This is a genomic window from Bradyrhizobium embrapense, from assembly GCF_001189235.2.
In the GTDB taxonomy this organism is placed as follows: domain Bacteria; phylum Pseudomonadota; class Alphaproteobacteria; order Rhizobiales; family Xanthobacteraceae; genus Bradyrhizobium; species Bradyrhizobium embrapense.
Genome location: NZ_LFIP02000008.1, coordinates 93,043 through 110,145 on the forward strand (window position 1 = coordinate 93,043; position 17,103 = coordinate 110,145).

Genomic DNA, 17,103 nt, shown 5'->3' on the forward strand with positions numbered 1-17,103 from the left:
CCGGATCATGCTCTAGAATGCTTCCTCGTTAGCAACACCCACGCGCGCCAACAGCACGCAGCGGCCGAACTCTGATGGTCTGGCTCCCCGGCCCAGGCCTTCTTGTTCATCATCGGCTAGCATCTCGAGTTGTTTTGCGAGCCCCGAAAGGCTGTTGGCGATGTTACGCAGCACATTCGCCTGCTTTGGGGAGACTGCGCGGTCTTTTGATTGACTCCTGTAGCTCCGGGCCAAGTCTCGGCATTCCGCTGCTGTTAGCACCAAAGGGCTCCGCGTCAATCCAGACAAAAAGGCCGCCGGCCCTTGGGGAAGCCAGCGGCCCTGGGGCAGGGTATTGCTCGCGTAGTGGGGGCTACGCGCTTTCTGATTAGCCCACCCACCGCCGGCCAACTTGAGCGAGATCAACTCCGCTTCCACGTGGGGCGCGCGGCCGGGTAACGTCCTGTTGTTGGCTTATGGTCCAACCGGACTTCGCGGCAACGCTCCGAAGCCGAACATCAATCGCTCCGGCCGACGAAATCGATCAGACAGCAGACGATGTGACAAGCCCTCAGCCGCCATATGTGCTGGCCACGATGATCGGGCCGAGCACCGTCAAGATCACATTGCCAACGGCGTAGGGAACGGCAACGCCGAGGACCGGGGTCTGGCTCTCCGCCATCTCGCAGGCGCCGGTTACGGCGGCATCGACGGTCATCGCGCCTGCCAGCGCGCCGCAGGTCACCACGGGATTCATGCGTAGCACGTAAAAGGCAAACAGTGTGGCGACCACCAGTGGCACGATGGTAATGACAAGGCCCATGCCGACAAGCATCAGGCCGTGCGCCTGAATCGCGGTCCAGGCGGCTGCGCCGTTGCCAAGACCTATCGCCGCGATGAAGCCGCCCAGTCCGACATCGATCAGCGTTTGCTGCGCGGCCGGCGGCAGCGCGCCTATGGTTGGCCGGCGCGAACGCAACCAGCCGCAGACGAGGCCGGCGATCAGCGCGCCGCCGCCGCCACCAAGAGTGAGCGCGACGCCGCCAACTTTAATACTGGCAAGACCCGCCAGCAGGCCGACGGCGATACCGGCGGCAAGGAAGGCGATATCGGCGCGGTCGCCTGTCCGCAGGATCTGGCCGACGTTGCCGGCGGCTCCCTCGATATTCCTTGTGCTGCCGACCAACGTCATGACGTCACCCACATAGACACGCGTATCCGCGCTCAACGGCACTTCGCGGCCCATCCGCGTCAGCGCACGCAGGAAGACGCCGCGCGCATTGCCGCCGACCTGTTCGGCCACGTCTCTGAGCGACCGACCGTGAAGCTTGCGATTGTCGACCAGCACTTCGATCACATTGCCGGGAATTGCCTTAAGGATCTCGTCGGCGTCGATTTCGTTGCCTATGATAGGTCTGGCGGCGACGAGGGCTGCGGTGCGTCCGGCGATGACGATGTTGTCGCCAGCCTCCAGCGCGGTGTCCAGATGCGGCTCTATGTCGATCCCTTGACGAACGATGCGTTCAACGACGGTCCGGCTGCCGATTTGCTCCTCAATCGATTTGACCGATCGCCCAGCGGCGGTCGACACGAGATAGGCGCGAGCTTGAAACTTCCGGTACGAGAGATTTTCGGCTGGCGGTGCTTCGCCCCCGGCAAGCTCGGCTTCCAGCTTCTTGGCCTCGGCTTTAAGGTCGACGCGCATCAGCTTCGGTGCGACGAACGGTACAAATAGCAGTGTCAGAATGTAGCCGAGCACATAGGTGACGGCGTAGCCGGCTGCGATATTGGCTTCCTGCTGCTTCAGCACGTCGTCTGGCAGGCCGAGCTGGGCCAGCGCGCCCGACGCGGTGCCGATAACGGAGGATTGCGTCAGCGCACCCGCGGCGATTCCCGATGCCGTGCCAGGATCAAGTCTGAAGCTGAATGCGAACGCAAGCACGATCAGAAGCCCGGTGCCTCCCAGCACCAGCGCCATCGCGACCTGCGCCAGCGTACGCAGGCTGAGCGAAGCGAAGAACTCAGGCCCGGAGCGGTAGCCGATCGTGAATACAAAGAGGCTGAAGAGGATGACGCGGAGCACGGGAGGGAATGCAAAGCTGCCAAACTGCCCGATCAGCACCGCCACGATGAGAACACATGCCGTGGTCCCGATCGCAAATCCGTGAATCTTGACGCGGCCCAGGATCGTGCCGACGGCAATGGCCAACAGCAAGAAGATTTCCGGAGCAGCGGAAATGATCCACCTGATGGTGCTCATATTGCATTTCTCCTGACCAGCCTTGCGGGAGTGTAATTCCGGAAATTCAAGGGATTGCTTGATTCATATCAAGCGGAGGCATGCAGCGCTTGCGAGGGAAGAGCGGACGCCGTTGCCTCACTCGTCGGCTGGCCAGTGCCTTGCGCGGCTCGTCGACACAACGCGGATAGCCGTCCCGCGAAGTGTTCTCATCTGCCGCGCGTCAGGGTTCGGCTTAAGAATTCCGGCGAATTCAGCTGGGAGAGCGGGAAACTCAACGCCCAAGACTGAGTAAGAGGACTCCAAAGATTTGACGCGGCTCAAAATTGTCTGATGCCTTGAGCAGTATGATTCAGCTCCAAGACGCGGGAGTTGTCTCATGGACGACGAAATCCTTTATACGGCGAGCATTGTGATCTTGGGACTAACCCCATTTGCGTTCGCTGCGATCGCAATCTTTATGTGAGAAGCTGGCCTCGGTTCGCGGTTTCTTCATTTCTGCGCATCGGCTAACGGCCCAAAGGCGGAGACCGAGACATCGGATCCCGCGCCGCTGTCAACACCGCGGCGGCCAACGACCGCGCGGCTAACGCTGCGTCGTGATCTCTGACGGCTGCGCATCCTACTTCCCGGAATTCGACGAGATGGGCCTGAAGATGATCGGGGCCCAGGGCGGGATCTTTGGCTGGGTCGCCGATTCAGCCGCGCTGCTGGAGGCACTGGCTGGCTGGAGCGTGCGACGGCGAAGACACTCCGATCCTCTTACGCTTGCGGAACGGAGAAGAGTTCGTAGCCCGGATGCAGCGCAGCGAAATCCGGGACCGGTCTCCGCGGCCCGGAATCCCGGATTGCGCTGCGCTGCATCCGGGCTACTGGCCCGGCGGAGCGGCGGCAGAAGTTCACCTCACCCTTGGGTAAGCGCAGCATGCCGCACAATTTCGGAATATTAGAAATATATCCCTGAGTTGCCCGACGTGTCAAGTTGCCTGATCGCGCACCGGCTGCCGTCAGCTACTGTGCATGGGGTTGTTTTCGATATTTTGGCAGCGGCCCCCTGCGACAGCCCGATATCATCATCTTGCCCTAGCCGCCTTTCACCGCGCCCGCGGTGAGACCGGCGACGATCTGGCGCTGCGCCATCACGGTGAGCAGCAGCACCGGTGCCGTCACGATCAGCGCTGCGGCGGCGAGCGGGCCCCAGCTCAGCTGGTCGAACGAGATCATGTTGTAGACCGCGACCGGCAGCGTGCGGGTCTCGCGCCCGGCCAGCACGATGCCGAAGACGAAATTGTTCCAGGAGAAGATCACCGCGAGGATGAAGGCGACCGCGAGCCCGGGCCTCGCGATCGGCAGCGCGACATGGCGGAACACCTGCCAGCGCGTGGCGCCGTCGATCAGCGCGGCTTCCTCGAGCTCCAGCGGCGTGGTCTCGAAATAGCCGATCATGATCCAGATCACGATCGGCACCGTGACCACGAGGTGGATGATGATCTGCGGCACCAGCGTGCCGAGCAGGCCGAGCCACTGGAACAGCAGGAACAGCGGGATCAGATACGAGAGGCCCGGCGTGATGCGCGCGATCAGGATCACGATCGCCGATTTATGTGCGGCCATCCGCGCAATGCCGTAGCCCGCGGGCACGCCGACCAGCATCGCAAGCGCGGTGGCGCAGCCGGTGACGACGAGGCTGTTGCTGAAATAGGTCAGGAAGCGGTTGGATGCGAACACATCGGCATAGTTCCTCCAGGCGAAATGCTCCGGGATGAACACCGGCGGATAGGAGGCGTTGTCGATCTCGAATTTCAGCGACAGCGAGGCCATCCAGAGGAAGAACAGGATCGCCGGCGAGACGATGACGAACACCGACAGCCACAGCCCGATCCGGCCGAGGATAGCGCGCGGGTTCATGCCTCGCTCCCGAGCTGCGACGTCCACAGCAGGCGCTTGCGCAAGTAGAGCAGCAGCGCCGCCAGCGCCACGATCAGCAGGAAGAACACCACCGCGATCGCCGAGCCGTAGCCGAGGTCGTAATAGACGAAGGCGACGCTGTAGAGATAGACATTGATGGTCTCCGACGCCGATCCCGGTCCGCCTTGCGTGATCGCGAAGATGATGTCGAAGCTCTTCACCGCGTCGATCATGCGGATCATCCCGGCGATGAACAGGAACGGCATGATGAGAGGAAGCGTGATGAAGCGGAACACCTGCCAGAAATTGGCGCCGTCGATCTGCGCGCTCTCATAGGGCTCGGTCGGGATCGCGGCGAGGCCGCCGAGCACGATCAGCATCACCAGCGGCGTCCATTGCCAGGTCTCGACCAGCACCAGCGAGGGGATCACCGTCGTCGGGTTGAACACCCAGAGCTGCGGCGGCAGGCCGACCAGCGACAGCAGATAGTTCAGGATGCCGAGCTGCGGGTGGAACATCATGGTCCACACCAGCGCGATCGCCACCGGGGTCGCCATCATCGGCATGATGAAGATGCCGCGCAGGAAGCCGCGCGCGGCGAATTTCTGATGAAACACCACCGCCGCCAGCGTGCCGAACACCAGCGGCAGCACCACCGACAGCGCGGTGTAGGACAGCGTGTGCCCGACCGCCTCGACGAAGCGCGGATCGGTCGGCAGCCGCAAATAGTTGGCGAGCCCGACGAAGACGGTCGGCGAGCCGACCTTCCATTCCTGCAGGCTCATCCAGATCGTGAACACCCATGGAAAGATGATCACCGCCAGCACCACGACGAGTGCCGGGATCACGAACGGCCAGTAGGACGGCGGCCGCCATTCACGCGCCGGCGGCTGGTTCTCGACCGCCGCCAGCTCAGCCTGTGTCACCACGCTCACGCTTTTTCACTGCGCTCCAGGATGGGGCGAAATTGCTCGTGTGCCTTCTTCAGCTCGGTGGCGGGATCGGCGCCCGACAGGGTCGCGGTCAGCGCCGCGCCGACGATGTCGCGGAATTCGGCGACCGGGATGATGACGGGCAGGCCGAGCTTCGAGATCTTGGCGGAATCGACCACCGATTGCAGCCATTCCTTGGTCTTGACGCCCTTGGCGACCTCGGCGTCGTCGACGATCGAATTGCGGAACGGCACGCCGCCGCCGGCCTGCAGCAGGCGCGCGCCCTGTCCCTTCGAAACCACCCATTGGCAGAGCAGATAGGCGGCTTCCTTGTTCTTGCTGGCCGCGGCGATGCCGACGCCGTCGCCATAGGTCGAGGAGAACTTGCCCTTGGGGCCGGCGGGCACCAGCGTGTAGCCGACCTTGCCGACGACGCGCGAGGCGGCGGGGTCTTCCAGTGGCGGCGCCCAGCCGTCGGCGTCGATCCACATCGCCGCGCGGCCTTGTGTGAACGAGGCCATCGACTCCATCCAGTTGAAGCCGGCGACGCCGGGCGGCGCGCATTTCGTCAGCAGCCGCTGATAGAGTTTCGTGGCCTCGATCGCCTCGGGGCCGTCGGTCAGGATGTTGCCCTTGGCATCGAGGAATTCGCCGCCATAGTTCAGATAGAAGTTGGTCCACATCGCCATGTTGGCGTTGCGCAGGCCGCGGCCGACGAAGCCGTAGATGCCTTCCTTGGAATCGGTCAGCTTTTCGGCGGCGACCACCATCTCATCCAGCGTCTTCGGGACCTCGACGCCCTTCTTCTGGAACAGCTCCTTGTTGTAGTAGAGGATGAAATAGTCGACCGACCATGGCAGCGACAGCATCTGGCCCTTGTCGTTGCGCGCATATTGCAGGCCGGCGGCCGAGAAATCGCTCTCGACGAGGTCCGGCAGCGTCATGCTCGGATCCTTGAGGTAGCCCGACATGTCGGCGAGCCAGCCGGCCTTCTCGAATTGCCGCTTCTGCACGTGATAGCTCAGATGCACGACGTCGAAGCTCGGCTTGCCCGACGACAGTTCGATCACGCATTTCTGGCGCTGCTGCTGCTCGGGGACCTGCTCGGATTCGACCTTGATGCCGGTGAGCTCGGTGAATTCCTTGATGTATTTTTGCAGATTGTCGCCGCGCGGTCCCTTGACGAGGCTGACTTCCAGCGTGGTGCCGGAATATTTCTTCCAGTTGACCTCGGCGCGGGCCGGAAATCCGGTCAATCCAACGGCGCCCGCGGCGGCGGTGCCGGCAAGCATCTGCCGGCGCGAGATCAGGTGATGCGACATTCTTCCCTCCCAGGACGGTTCTTGTTTGGGAGAGATACTAGCGTCTCAACTTTCCGTGCCTAGCCCCCACATGCGCGGCGCCGCTGCATAACGTTGCGCCGCGCATGGTATGGCAGTTATGCCTTGACGAAGGCGAGCAGGGTGCCGTTCGCCGCCGCCGGCGGCACGGTGATGCCGCCGCTGCTCTTGACGCCGGCAGAGCCCAGCGCCTTCTCGGTGGCGGCGAGGTCGGCCGCGATCACGAGACCGGCGCCGCCGCGCTCGGGCAGGCCATCCAGCGATACGCCGGGATAGCGCTTGCCGAGCTGGTCCCTGGTCAGGAACACGAAGTCGGCGCGATCGCCGCCGGACGGCACCGCAACCGCACTGTCGGAATCATTCCTGACCGCGATATCGATCATCCTGGAGAGATGCGCGGCGTCGGTTGCGGGATCGGGCGAGACGATCAGCACCTGCTTGAGACGTTTTGCCCCATTGGCGTGCGTCATCAATTCGGGAATCCACACCGTCTCGCGGGTCTTGTGCTGGCAGGCGAAGATCCGGACGCCGCCCGGCGCCTCGGCGGTCGGCCACTGGAAGGTGCGGAATTTCGCCGCCGAGACGGTGCCGTTCGGCAAGGTCACTGGGCGCTCGAAATCGGTCGGCCCGACCGGCGGATAGCCGCGCGCGCGGATCTCCTCGGCGCCGGCGGTGGAATCGACGGCGGTGAACGCGATGCGTTCGATGCCTTCGCCGCGCTTCTCGAGGAAGGCGCGCGCCGGCGCATTGTGTTCGGTCGGCGTCAGCACGCCGAGCAATTCCATGTAGTCGGGGTCGAACATGATGGTGTAATTGCCCGATCCCATATGCGCGCTATGGGTGCCGCGCGGCGACACGGTGAAGCCGAGCCGCCTGTAGTTCTCGGCGGCCTTGTCGAGGTCCTTCACCATGACCACGGCGTGATCGATTCCAATGACGTTCTTGAGTGCCACTTGTTGTCTTCCCGGCTGAAATAGGAGAGTAGAGTAAAGCTAACCAGAATGGCCGGGCGCCCGCAAGAAAGGATCATGATGAGCAGCAATGCCGTGCGCTGGCCCAATTCGCTCTGGGCAGCAGTGACGCCTTCAGGCCCTGATTGTCCCGAATTGACCGGTGCGCAGCAAGCCGATGTCGTCATCATCGGCGGCGGCTTCACGGGCCTGTCGACCGCGCTGCATCTGCGCGAGGCCAATGTCGGCGTCGCGATCGTCGAGGCCGCCGAGCCGGGCTGGGGCGCGTCCGGCCGCAACAACGGCCAGGTGATCCCGACGCTGTCGCGCCCGGATCCCGATGACATCATCAAGCGGCACGGCGCTGCCGGCGAGCGCTTCGTCGCGATGCTGCGCGACAGCGCGGCCATGCTGTTCGACGTCGTCAAGCGCTACAATATCGAGGCCGAGCAGGAGCAGGCGGGCTGGGTGCAGCCGGTGCATTCGCCGGGCCGCATCAAGATCGCGGAGCGGCGGGTGCAGCAATGGTCGAAATTCGGCGCGCCGGTCGAATTGCTGTCGCGCGACCAGACCAGGGACATGCTCGGCTCGGATGCCTGGTACGGCGGTTTCTGGAACAGGACCGGCGGTCACGTCAATCCGCTGGCGCTGGCGCGGGGCCTTGCGCGGACCGTGCTCGACCTCGGCGCGCGGATCTATGCCCGTTCGCCCGCGCTGAGCTTCGAGCGTCGCGGCGATCGCTGGGTGGTGAAGACCGAGCGGGGCGAGATCTCCGGCCGCGCGCTGGTGGTCGCAACCAATGCCTATAGCGGCGAGTTCGCGAAATCGCTGGTGCCCGAGATCGCGACCGAGGTGATGCCGGTGCTGTCGTGGCAGATGGCGACGCAGCCGCTGTCGGACAATGTCCGCAAGACCATCATCCCCGGCAGGCAGGCGATGTCGGATACCCATGGCGAGCTGTATTTCGCGCGCTACGACGCCCGCAATCGCCTCGTCACCGGCGGGGCCGTGCTCGGTCCGGGCGACAAGACCGGGCGGCTCAAGACACGAGTGACCGAGCGGTTGCAGCGGCTGTGGCCGCAGATCGGCGACGTCTCCTTCGACTATGTCTGGAACGGCTATGTCGGGATGACCGCGGATTTCCTGCCGCGCATGCATCGGCTCGGACCGAACGCCTATGGCTGGACCGGCTGCAACGGTCGCGCCGTCGCGCTGACGCTTCCGCTCGGCCGCGAACTGGCGAAAGCGGTGCAGGGCGTGCCGGAAAGCGAGCTGGCGCTGCCGTTCACCGAGCCGGTGCAGTACATGGCGCACGGACTGCTGCGCAAGCTCGCGCCCTGGATGCTGGTGCTGTACCGGCAGCGCGATGCGCAGGAGCTGGTCAAGGGCGATCGCTTCGAGCTGCTGCGTTGGGCGGAGCATTTGCTCGCCGCGCGCCGCTCGCAGCAAAGGTGAGCGGCCCGATCAGGCGATCAAGGCATCGCGCTTGCGCGTGAAGTCGCCGCCGGGGATCGCCGACAGCAGCGCCTGCGTATAGGGATGCTGCGGCCTACCGAACACCTCGGCGGTCAGCCCTTGCTCGACCACGGCGCCGTCCTTCATCACGGCGACGAGATCGCAGATCTGCGCCGCGACCCGCAGATCGTGTGTGATGAAGATGATGGAGAGGCCGAGCTGCTGGCGCAGTTCGGCGAGCAACCTCAGGACTTGGGCCTGCACCGAGACGTCGAGCGCCGAGACCGGCTCGTCCGCCACCAGCACATCGGGCTTCAGCGCCAGTGCCCGTGCGAGCCCGATGCGCTGGCGCTGGCCGCCGGAGAATTCATGCGGGAATCTGTCGCCGGCGGACGGATCGAGGCCGACCAGTTCGAACAGTTGTCGGGCTTCGGCGATCGCGATCGCCCGATCGGCGCCGTGCACGATCGGTCCCTGCGCCACCAGCTCGGCCGCCTTGCGGCGCGGATTGAGCGAGGCGAACGGATCCTGGAACACCATCTGGATGTGCCGGGTCGCGCGCCTGATCTCTTCGCGGCCGAGCCTCGCCCAGTCCTTGCCGTTGAGCACGATCGATCCGCTGTCGGGATCGATCAGCCGGACGATGCAGCGCGCCAGCGTCGATTTGCCCGATCCGGATTCGCCGACGATGCCGAGCGTCGCGCCGCGCGGCAGGCGCAGCGAGACGTTCTTCACTGCCTCAGTCACTCGTGCGCCGCGGCCGAGGAAGCCGCCGGTGCGGTAGGTTTTCGAGACGCCGTCGATGGTCAGAATGTCCTTGCCGGAGAGGATGCGCGGCGGCGGCGCCGTCAGCGGCGGGACCGCCGCGATCAGCTGCCTGGTATAGACATGCTGCGGGTCGTTCAGCACCTTGTCGGCCGTGCCTTGCTCGACGATCGCGCCGTGCTGCATCACCACGACGCGGTCGGCGATCTCGGCCACCACGCCGAAATCATGGGTGATGAACAGCACCGCCGTCTTCTTGCGCTGCTGCAGATCGCGGATCAGCTTTAGGATCTGCGCCTGCGTCGTGACGTCGAGCGCGGTGGTCGGCTCGTCGGCGATCAAGAGCTTCGGATCCAGCGCCAGCGCCATCGCAATCATGGCGCGCTGGCGCTGGCCGCCAGACAGCTCGTGCGGATAGGCCTTTGCGGCGGCCTTGGGATCGGGGATGCGCACGTCCTCAAGCAGCGCGAGCACGCGCCCATTGATCTCGGCTTTCGAGAGAGCGGTGTGGATCGCAAACATCTCGCCGATCTGGTCGCCGATGGTGCGCAGCGGATTGAGCGCCGTCATCGGCTCCTGGAAGATCATCGCAATCCCGGCGCCGCGCACCTCGCGCATTTCGGCGCTATCTGCAGCGCAGAGGTCGCGGCCGTCGAACATCATGCGGCCCCGTTCGATCGTGACCTCATTCGGCAGCAGCCGCATGATGGCGTTCGCCATCATCGATTTGCCGGAGCCGGACTCGCCGACCACGCAGAGGATCTCGTTGGAGGCGACCGAGAGGGAGACATCGGACAACGCATGCGGCCGGTCGGCGCCCTTGGGCAGGCGCACCGTCAGGCCGTCGAGCGAAAGGACGGTGTCGCTCATCGGCTCTTCAGCCTCGGATTGAGTGCATCGTTGAGGCCCTGGCCGACCAGCGACACCGCGAGCACGGTGACGAGGATCGCAATGCCGGGGATCGCCGAGACGTACCACTGCACCCGGAGCACGTCGCGGCCGAGTCCGATCAGATTGCCCCAGGAGGCGACGTTGGGATCGGACAGCCTCAGGAACGCCAGCGCGCTTTCCAATAGGATTGCGACCGCCATCACCACGCTGGCATAGACGATCACGGGCGGCAGCGCGTTGGGAAGGATCTCGCCGAGAATCAGCTGAAGGTCTTTCATGCCGAGCGTCTTGCCGGCCTGGACGAATTCGCGGTTGCGCAGCGACAGGAACTCGGCGCGGGTCAGCCGCGCCGGCGCCGGCCACGACACCACGCCGACCGCAATCGTCACCGTGGTCAAGGTCGAGCCGAACACCGCGACCAGCACCAGTAGCAGCACGAAGTTCGGCAAGGTCTGGAACGCTTCCGTGATCCGCATCAGAACGTTGTCGACCCAGCCACCGTAATAGCCGGCGAAGGCGCCGACCAGGATGCCGATCAGAATCGCGATCACGGTGGCGACGCCGCCGATCAAGAGCGATATCCGCGCGCCGTAGAAGATCTGCGCGGCGATGTCGCGGCCGGAATTGTCGGTACCGAGCAGGAAGCGCGGGTTGGAGAACGGCCAGACTAGCGGCCGGCCCGCCAGGGCGAGCGGATCGCGCGGATAGAGGAAGCTGGCGCTGACCGCCATTGCGACGATCAGCAGCAGCAGGATCAGGCCGATCACGGCGGCCGGGCTGCGGAAGTAGCGTTTCGCTGCGTCCATCGTCAGCCCTCCGCCGCGATGCGGGGATCGAGCCGTGCGTAGAGCAGGTCGACCACGAAGTTCACGACAATGACCAGCAGCGCCGACACGAAGACGATGCCGAGCAAGGTGTTGAGGTCGCGCTGCACCACGGATTCATAGGCGAGGCGGCCGAGGCCGGGCAGCGAGAACACGCTCTCGACCACGACCGAGCCGCCGAGCATGGTGCCGGCCTGCAACCCGATCAGCGTCACCATCGGCAGCAGCGCGTTGCGCAGCACGTGGCGGGTGATGACATGGGTCTCGTCCAGACCCTTGGCGCGGGCGGTGCGGACGAAATCGAGGTTCAGGACCTCGAGCATCGAGGCGCGCATGATGCGCAGATAGATCGCCAGGAAGATCAGCCCGAGCGTCAGCGTCGGCAGCACCAGATGCGCGGCGATATCGAGCACGCCCCGGACTCCGGTCTGTACCGTTCCGATGTCCTGGAAACCGCCGGATGGCAGCCATTGCAGATAGACCGAGAACACCACGATCGCCATCAGCCCGAACCAGAACGAAGGGGTGGCGTAGAAGATCAGGCCGAGTGTCGAAATCAGGGTGTCCGGCCAGCGGTTGACGCCGCGCGCGGCGATCACACCGAACAGGAGGCCGAAGAAGAACGCGAACGATAGCGAAGCGGTCATCAACAGGATGGTCGGCGGCAGCCGTTCCAGGATCACGGTCGCGACCGGCTTGCCGTAGATCGAGGAGAACCCGAGATCGAGCCGCACCAGGTGCCACAGATAGTTGCCGAGCTGCGCCGGAACCGAGAGGTCGAGCCCGTAGAATTTGCGCAGCTGTTGTGCGGTCGCGGCGTCGCCGCCGCCCATCTGCGCCATCAGAGCGTCGACGGTGTCGCCCGGCGCGAGCTGCAACAGCAGGAACACGCCGATCAGGATCAGGAACAGGGTCGGGATCGAGGCGGCCAGCCGCCGCCCCGCAAGGCTTAGGATACGCATGACTTTTACTCTGTCATTGCGAGCGAAGCGAAGCAATCCATCGCGCAGCGCGCGCGGAAGGATGGATTGCTTCGTCGCTTTCGCTCCTCGCAATGACGGTGTGGATGGATCCGCGCTCCATTGAGATTGAAACTGCGGTCAACTCACGCGCTCAGCCAAAGATCGTGCCAGCTCGCCGAGCCCCAGCGCGGCGTGTTGGAGTGGTTGCGCGCCTTGGCCGTGATCACGGTGACGAAGATCTGCTCGATCGGCATCCAGACCGGCAGCTCGGTGTTCACCTCCTTGACGAAATCGGCATAGAGCGCCTTGCGCTTCACCGGATCGACCTCGGTCGCGGCATCGTCGATGGTCTTGTCGACCGTCTTGTCCTCCCAACCCCACTGGTTGGTCCACGGCGCGCCCTTGGGCTGGCCGGAGCGGTACCACACCGTGGTCGAGACCGCGGGGTCGTTACGGTACTGGTGCCAGCCGGTGGCGAGATCGAAGGCGTGGTCGTCATAGACCTGCTTGAGGAAGCCGCCGCCGTCGTTGCGCACGATGTCGACCTGGATGCCGACTTCGCCGAGCGACTGCTGAATGAAGGTCGACCACAGCGAGATGTCCTCGCCCCACGGCGCCGGCAGCAGTTTCAGCGCGAAGCGGTTGCCGCCGGTGGCCTTGAAGCCGGCCTCATCCAGCAGCGCGATCGCCTTGGCCTTGTCGTAAGGGTATTGCGGTGTGTTCGGTCCGGGATAGAAATCGGTGGAGGTCGACGGGATCGGGCCGGTGCCGAGCTTGGCGAAATCGCCCAAAAAGTTCTCGATGAAGAACGGCACGTTGATCGCATGCGCGATGGCGCGGCGGACGCGGATGTCGGACAGTTCCTTGCGGCGGAAGTTGAACTCGATGGTGTTGGTGCGGGCGTTGCCCTCATTGCCCTTGGTCTGGACGATGAAGCGCTTGTCCTTGCCGAGCCGGGCCATGTCCGAGATCGTCAGCCCCGAGAACGGGCTGTAGTGCAGTTCGCCGGCCTCCATCTGCGCGGCCGCGGCGGCGCGGTCGGTGATCACCTTCCAGACGATGCGGTCGAGATAGGGGGCGTTCGGGCGCCAGTAGTCGGGGTTGCGTTCAGCGATGATGTATTGGCCGCGCTCGTATTTGACGAATTTGAACGGGCCGGTGCCGACCGGCGCCAGATTGGTCGGGTTCTGCCTGATGTCGCCGCTCTCATAGAGATGCTTGGCCGAGACGTAGCCGAGGTCGGGCAGGGCGCGCAGCAGCAGGTTCAGCGGCATCGGCCGCTCGTAGCGGAAGATCGCGGTCTGGGGATCGGGTGTATCGACCGAGGTGAGGAACAGCTGCAGCGTCGATCCGTAGTTCAGGATCTTCTTCCACATGTTCATCGCGGTGAAGGCGACGTCCTCCGAGGTGAACGGCTTGCCGTCGTGCCAGGTGATGCCCTTGCGCAGCTTGAAGGTGACGGTCTTGCCGTCCGGCGTCGCCTCCCAGCTCTCGGCGAGCACGCCGACCGGCTGGCCGCTGGCGTCGAGGTCGACCAGATTCTCCTGGATCTTTCCGCCGATGATGTAGACGCCGGTCGAGGCCTGGATGCTCGGGTTCAGCTGGCGCTGCTCGGCGCCGTAATGGACGTTGAACACGCCGCCCTTGCGCGGGGTTTCCTGCGCGAATGCCCGCATCGGATTGATGACGTTGGCCGCAATCGCGGCCGAGGTCAGCAGGGCCGTGCGGCGGTTGATCTCGAGGCGGGACAAATCCATACGCGGGGTCTCCAGAACATACATAAAGGCTTGCGGCAGGGGCCGGCCGATCGGCCGTGGCGCCCTTTACGATGTTACGATGGAATGGGAACCCGAGTCATTTTCTAATGCCTCGGTCTTTTGGAGGATCGTTTCCGAAACCTGAAGTGGCGCGCTGCGACGCGCCGCAACCCGAACTGTACGCAACATTGTCGCGCGCGGGCGGCGCGGGATGCGTCGAGTGATTCTCTCGGGGGGGGCCGTTTCGGGAGCCCCGAAGCCGCGCAAACGCTGTAATTTTAGGGGTCGGAAGCGACTTGACTGGAGAAAACACTGGAAAAAACCCTGATTCGGGGGCTGTCCACAGCGATATTGTCGTGGCGAGTGCAGAAAACACTGTTTTTCTCGGCGTTTTCCGCCATATCGTGCCCACTCCAGAATCAATGGAGCAACCATGGCTACCCAACTGTCGAAGTCGCAAGTGATCGAGAAGATCGCGACCACCACCGAACTCTCCAAGCGCGACGTCAAGAACGTTTTGGACTCGCTCGTCGATGTCGGCCACAAGGAGCTGAAGAAGGCCGGGGTGTTCCTCGTCCCCGGCTTCGCGAAGTTCGTTGTGGTCAAGAAGCCTGCGACCAAGGCGCGCAAGGGCACCAACCCCTTCACCGGCGAAGAGATGATGTTCAAGGCCAAGCCGGCCCGGAAGATCGTCCGCGCACGGCCGGTCAAGGCCGCCAAGGACGCGGTTTAAGATGGAAAGGCCTCCGGTGACGGAGGCCTTTTGCTTTTGAGCCGTCGCTACCTGCCCTAGGTTGCTGCCTGCCAAAGCAAGACCCTGGAGCTTCGACTTCGGCTGGATCGAAGCCGAAGCTCTAGACCACCGGCGACCGGCCACCATCGACATTGATGGCGGTGCCGGTGATATAGGAGCCTTGCTCCGAGGCCAGGAAGCAGGCGAGGTTGGCGAACTCCTCCGCCGTGCCGATCCGGCCGAGCGGCGTGCCCTTGGCAAGGTTCTTGGCGAACTCCCCGAAATCGGTGTCCGGCGCTTGGGCGGCGTGCCGCTTGACCCACTGATCACTCATGATCAGCCCGACCAGGAGCGCATTCACCAGGATGTTGTGCTCGCCGCCTTCATTGGCCATGACCTTGGTCAGGGCCATGCCCGCGGCGCGCGACACCGAGGTCGGCGCGGAATTGCCGGCCGGCGCCTTGGCGAAGGTGTTGAGCACGTTGATGATGCGGCCCCATTTGCGCTGCTTCATGCCCGGCCACACCAGCCGGCTGAAGCGGATCGCAGCGAACAGTTTCAGGTCGAGGTCTTCCTGCCAGGCTTCGTCGCTGATGCTCTCGAACGCCAGCGTGCGCGCGGTGCCCGCGTTGTTGACCAGCACGTCGATCTTGCCGAGATCGGCGACGATCTGGTCGTGAGCCTTGTTGATGTCGGCGGCTTTCGCGACGTCGCAGACATAGTCGCGCACCACGAGGCCGTCCCTGGCGAGTGCCTCGCGCGCGGCGGCGAGATCGGCCGCGCCGCGGGCGAGGATCGCGACCTTGGCGCCGGATTCCGCAAACCGCCGTGCCACGGCGATCCCGATGCCCTTGCTGCCGCCGGTGACAACCGCGACGCGGTCCTTCATGGATAGGTTCATTGTTGTTCTCCCTGGGGCTGGCCCTCGGAGAACGCTATCAAACCGACAGCGCGACCAACAAGGTCATGCAGAGCAGATGTGCTGTGACGATGATCGCGAGATGGAGTGGGCCGGGCACCTGTCTGCTGTGGCTCTGCATGTGCGTTCTCCCGGTTGCACGGTGAGGCGAGCACCGCTGCCTGTCTCCCTCCCCCTGGAAGGGGGAGGGCCGGGTGGGGGGTTGCTCTCCACGGACGCCGGCGCTCGCGGAGGCAGGATCCCCACCCGGTTTGCGCGTTCGCGCAATCCGACCTCCCCTTTTCAAGGGGAGGTGAAGAACCGCCGCTAGTTCAGGCTCGCGCCGGCGGTAAAGCTGCGGTCGACGGCCTTGCTAACATCCAGCGTCTTGCCGAGGATACCGTAGCGCGTGGCGCGGTCGGAGGCGGCCTGAACCTCCTTCACCACGGCCTCGTCGATCGCGATCGGGCTCGTCTTCTGTGCGGTGTAGGCGGCAAGCAGCACGTCTTCCGGCAGTTTCGTAAGTTCGGCCGTGCTCTTCGCGTATTCGGCAAGATGGTCGAGCGACCACAGCCGCGCCTTGTTCAGCCGCTGTACGAGGTCCTGCACCGCCGCGCGCTTGGTCGCGATCGCATTGTCGGAGGCGACGATGAAAGTGACGGTCGGTGTCAGCCCCTCGCCGTCGGCGACCACGCGCGCGTTGTCCTTCAGCGTCGCGTAGGAGACGTAGGGCTCCCACACCGCCCAGCCGTCGATCGAACCGGCAACCAGCGCGATCTTGGCGTCGACCGGGCCGAGCGGGGCGAAGCTGGCATCCTCGATCTTGTTGCCGGCCTTCTCCAAGGTCGCGTCGATCAGGAACTGGCCCCAGCCGCCGCGGGTGCCGGCGAGGCGCTTGCCCTTCAAATCGGCTGCGGTCTTGATCGGCGAATCCGCCCGCACCAGGATCGCCTGGGTCTTCGGATCGGCGCGCGTGCCGCCGATCGCCTTGATCGGTGCGCCCGCGGCATAGACCGTGAGGAAGGCGAGGTCGCCGGTGTAGCCGACGTCGAGCGCACCGGCATTGAGTGCTTCGAGGATCGGCGCTGCGGCCGGGAATTCCGACCATTCGATCTTGTAGGGCAGGTCCTTGGCGAAGCCGGAAATCTCGAGCAGCGAGCGGTTGCCGCCCTTCTGGTCGCCGACGCGCAGCACGATCGGGTCTGCCGCGAACGCCGCGGCCGACGTCGACAGCGTGATCACGGCGGTGATCAGCGCGGCCGCGGTGCGGCGGGTGAGAGTGTTGGGAGAACCCGAGCGGGTCAGTTTGCGCATATGCATTTTCTTTCTGATTCATTCGCTGCTCGTCGGGAAGCGCGGCAGCGTTCGAGCAAGTCTATGAGCAAGCCGTTCGCCGTCAACGAAACGGAAAACTGAAATCAGCCCGCGCGCAGCAAGGATGATCTCGCCGGACCGTCATGCGTAGAAGAC

Annotated in this window: 14 protein-coding genes and 1 pseudogene; 3 read left to right on the forward strand and 12 right to left on the reverse strand. The window is 64.5% G+C overall.

Going from position 1 to position 17,103, the window contains the following annotated elements:
• Nucleotides 1-12: 12 nt before the first annotated feature.
• Together AKN83_RS40055 and AKN83_RS29000 are read right to left on the reverse strand one after the other, a co-directional pair.
• On the reverse strand, nucleotides 13-174 hold the full coding sequence (locus tag AKN83_RS40055; protein ID WP_157113622.1) for a hypothetical protein: 162 nt from the start codon (nucleotides 172-174) through the stop codon (nucleotides 13-15).
• 376 nt (nucleotides 175-550) lie between these two features.
• Nucleotides 551-2,239, reverse strand: coding sequence for an aspartate:alanine exchanger family transporter (locus AKN83_RS29000; protein ID WP_050404233.1), 1,689 nt, complete (start codon nucleotides 2,237-2,239; stop codon nucleotides 551-553).
• Nucleotides 2,240-2,808: 569 nt separating this feature from the next.
• On the opposite strand from AKN83_RS29000, the pseudogene AKN83_RS41455 reads away from it, so the two are divergent.
• Nucleotides 2,809-2,940, forward strand: a pseudogene (locus tag AKN83_RS41455) (cysteine hydrolase); the annotation flags it as partial.
• Nucleotides 2,941-3,301: 361 nt separating this feature from the next.
• Here the strand turns inward: AKN83_RS41455 and AKN83_RS29005 are convergent.
• The 4 genes from AKN83_RS29005 to AKN83_RS29020 form a co-directional block, all read right to left on the reverse strand.
• The gene (locus AKN83_RS29005; RefSeq protein ID WP_050404234.1) at nucleotides 3,302-4,126 is read right to left on the reverse strand and encodes a carbohydrate ABC transporter permease; all 825 of its coding nucleotides are present in this window, start codon (nucleotides 4,124-4,126) and stop codon (nucleotides 3,302-3,304) included.
• Nucleotides 4,123-5,061 (reverse strand): carbohydrate ABC transporter permease, encoded by a 939-nt coding sequence (locus AKN83_RS29010; RefSeq protein WP_050404235.1) that lies wholly within the window; start codon nucleotides 5,059-5,061, stop codon nucleotides 4,123-4,125. Before AKN83_RS29010 ends, AKN83_RS29005 begins: the two co-directional genes overlap by 4 nt.
• Entirely contained in the window at nucleotides 5,058-6,380 is a 1,323-nt protein-coding gene (locus AKN83_RS29015) for an ABC transporter substrate-binding protein (protein WP_050404236.1), read from the reverse strand. Before AKN83_RS29015 ends, AKN83_RS29010 begins: the two co-directional genes overlap by 4 nt.
• A gap of 116 nt (nucleotides 6,381-6,496) precedes the next feature.
• Entirely contained in the window at nucleotides 6,497-7,351 is an 855-nt protein-coding gene (locus AKN83_RS29020) for a VOC family protein (RefSeq protein ID WP_050404237.1), read from the reverse strand.
• A gap of 78 nt (nucleotides 7,352-7,429) precedes the next feature.
• Here AKN83_RS29020 and AKN83_RS29025 point away from each other — a divergent pair, with 78 nt between their 5' ends.
• A complete protein-coding gene (locus AKN83_RS29025) occupies nucleotides 7,430-8,803 on the forward strand; it encodes an NAD(P)/FAD-dependent oxidoreductase (RefSeq protein WP_050404265.1) in 1,374 nt (457 codons plus the stop codon).
• Between the two features lie 9 nt (nucleotides 8,804-8,812).
• On the opposite strand, the gene AKN83_RS29030 is transcribed toward AKN83_RS29025, so the two are convergent.
• The 4 genes from AKN83_RS29030 to AKN83_RS29045 all read right to left on the reverse strand — a co-directional run bounded on the left by AKN83_RS29030 (nucleotide 8,813) and on the right by AKN83_RS29045 (nucleotide 14,002).
• The gene (locus AKN83_RS29030) at nucleotides 8,813-10,438 is read right to left on the reverse strand and encodes an ABC transporter ATP-binding protein (RefSeq protein ID WP_063695581.1); all 1,626 of its coding nucleotides are present in this window, start codon (nucleotides 10,436-10,438) and stop codon (nucleotides 8,813-8,815) included.
• Entirely contained in the window at nucleotides 10,435-11,265 is an 831-nt protein-coding gene (locus AKN83_RS29035; protein ID WP_050404238.1) for an ABC transporter permease, read from the reverse strand. Before AKN83_RS29035 ends, AKN83_RS29030 begins: the two co-directional genes overlap by 4 nt.
• Before the next feature lie 2 nt (nucleotides 11,266-11,267).
• Nucleotides 11,268-12,245, reverse strand: coding sequence for an ABC transporter permease (locus AKN83_RS29040; protein ID WP_050404239.1), 978 nt, complete (start codon nucleotides 12,243-12,245; stop codon nucleotides 11,268-11,270).
• A 143-nt stretch (nucleotides 12,246-12,388) separates the two neighbouring features.
• Nucleotides 12,389-14,002: an ABC transporter substrate-binding protein gene (locus AKN83_RS29045; protein ID WP_050404240.1), complete on the reverse strand. Its 1,614-nt coding sequence runs from the start codon at nucleotides 14,000-14,002 to the stop codon at nucleotides 12,389-12,391.
• Nucleotides 14,003-14,435: 433 nt separating this feature from the next.
• Between AKN83_RS29045 and AKN83_RS29050 the strand changes: the two genes are divergently transcribed.
• A complete protein-coding gene (locus AKN83_RS29050) occupies nucleotides 14,436-14,735 on the forward strand; it encodes an HU family DNA-binding protein (RefSeq protein ID WP_021077434.1) in 300 nt (99 codons plus the stop codon).
• A gap of 121 nt (nucleotides 14,736-14,856) precedes the next feature.
• Here the strand turns inward: AKN83_RS29050 and AKN83_RS29055 are convergent, their stop codons facing one another.
• Complete coding sequence (locus tag AKN83_RS29055; RefSeq protein ID WP_050404241.1) at nucleotides 14,857-15,636, reverse strand: SDR family oxidoreductase; 780 nt, start codon at nucleotides 15,634-15,636, stop codon at nucleotides 14,857-14,859.
• 324 nt (nucleotides 15,637-15,960) lie between these two features.
• Nucleotides 15,961-16,947: an ABC transporter substrate-binding protein gene (locus AKN83_RS29060; RefSeq protein ID WP_157113623.1), complete on the reverse strand. Its 987-nt coding sequence runs from the start codon at nucleotides 16,945-16,947 to the stop codon at nucleotides 15,961-15,963.
• Nucleotides 16,948-17,103 lie beyond the last annotated feature (156 nt).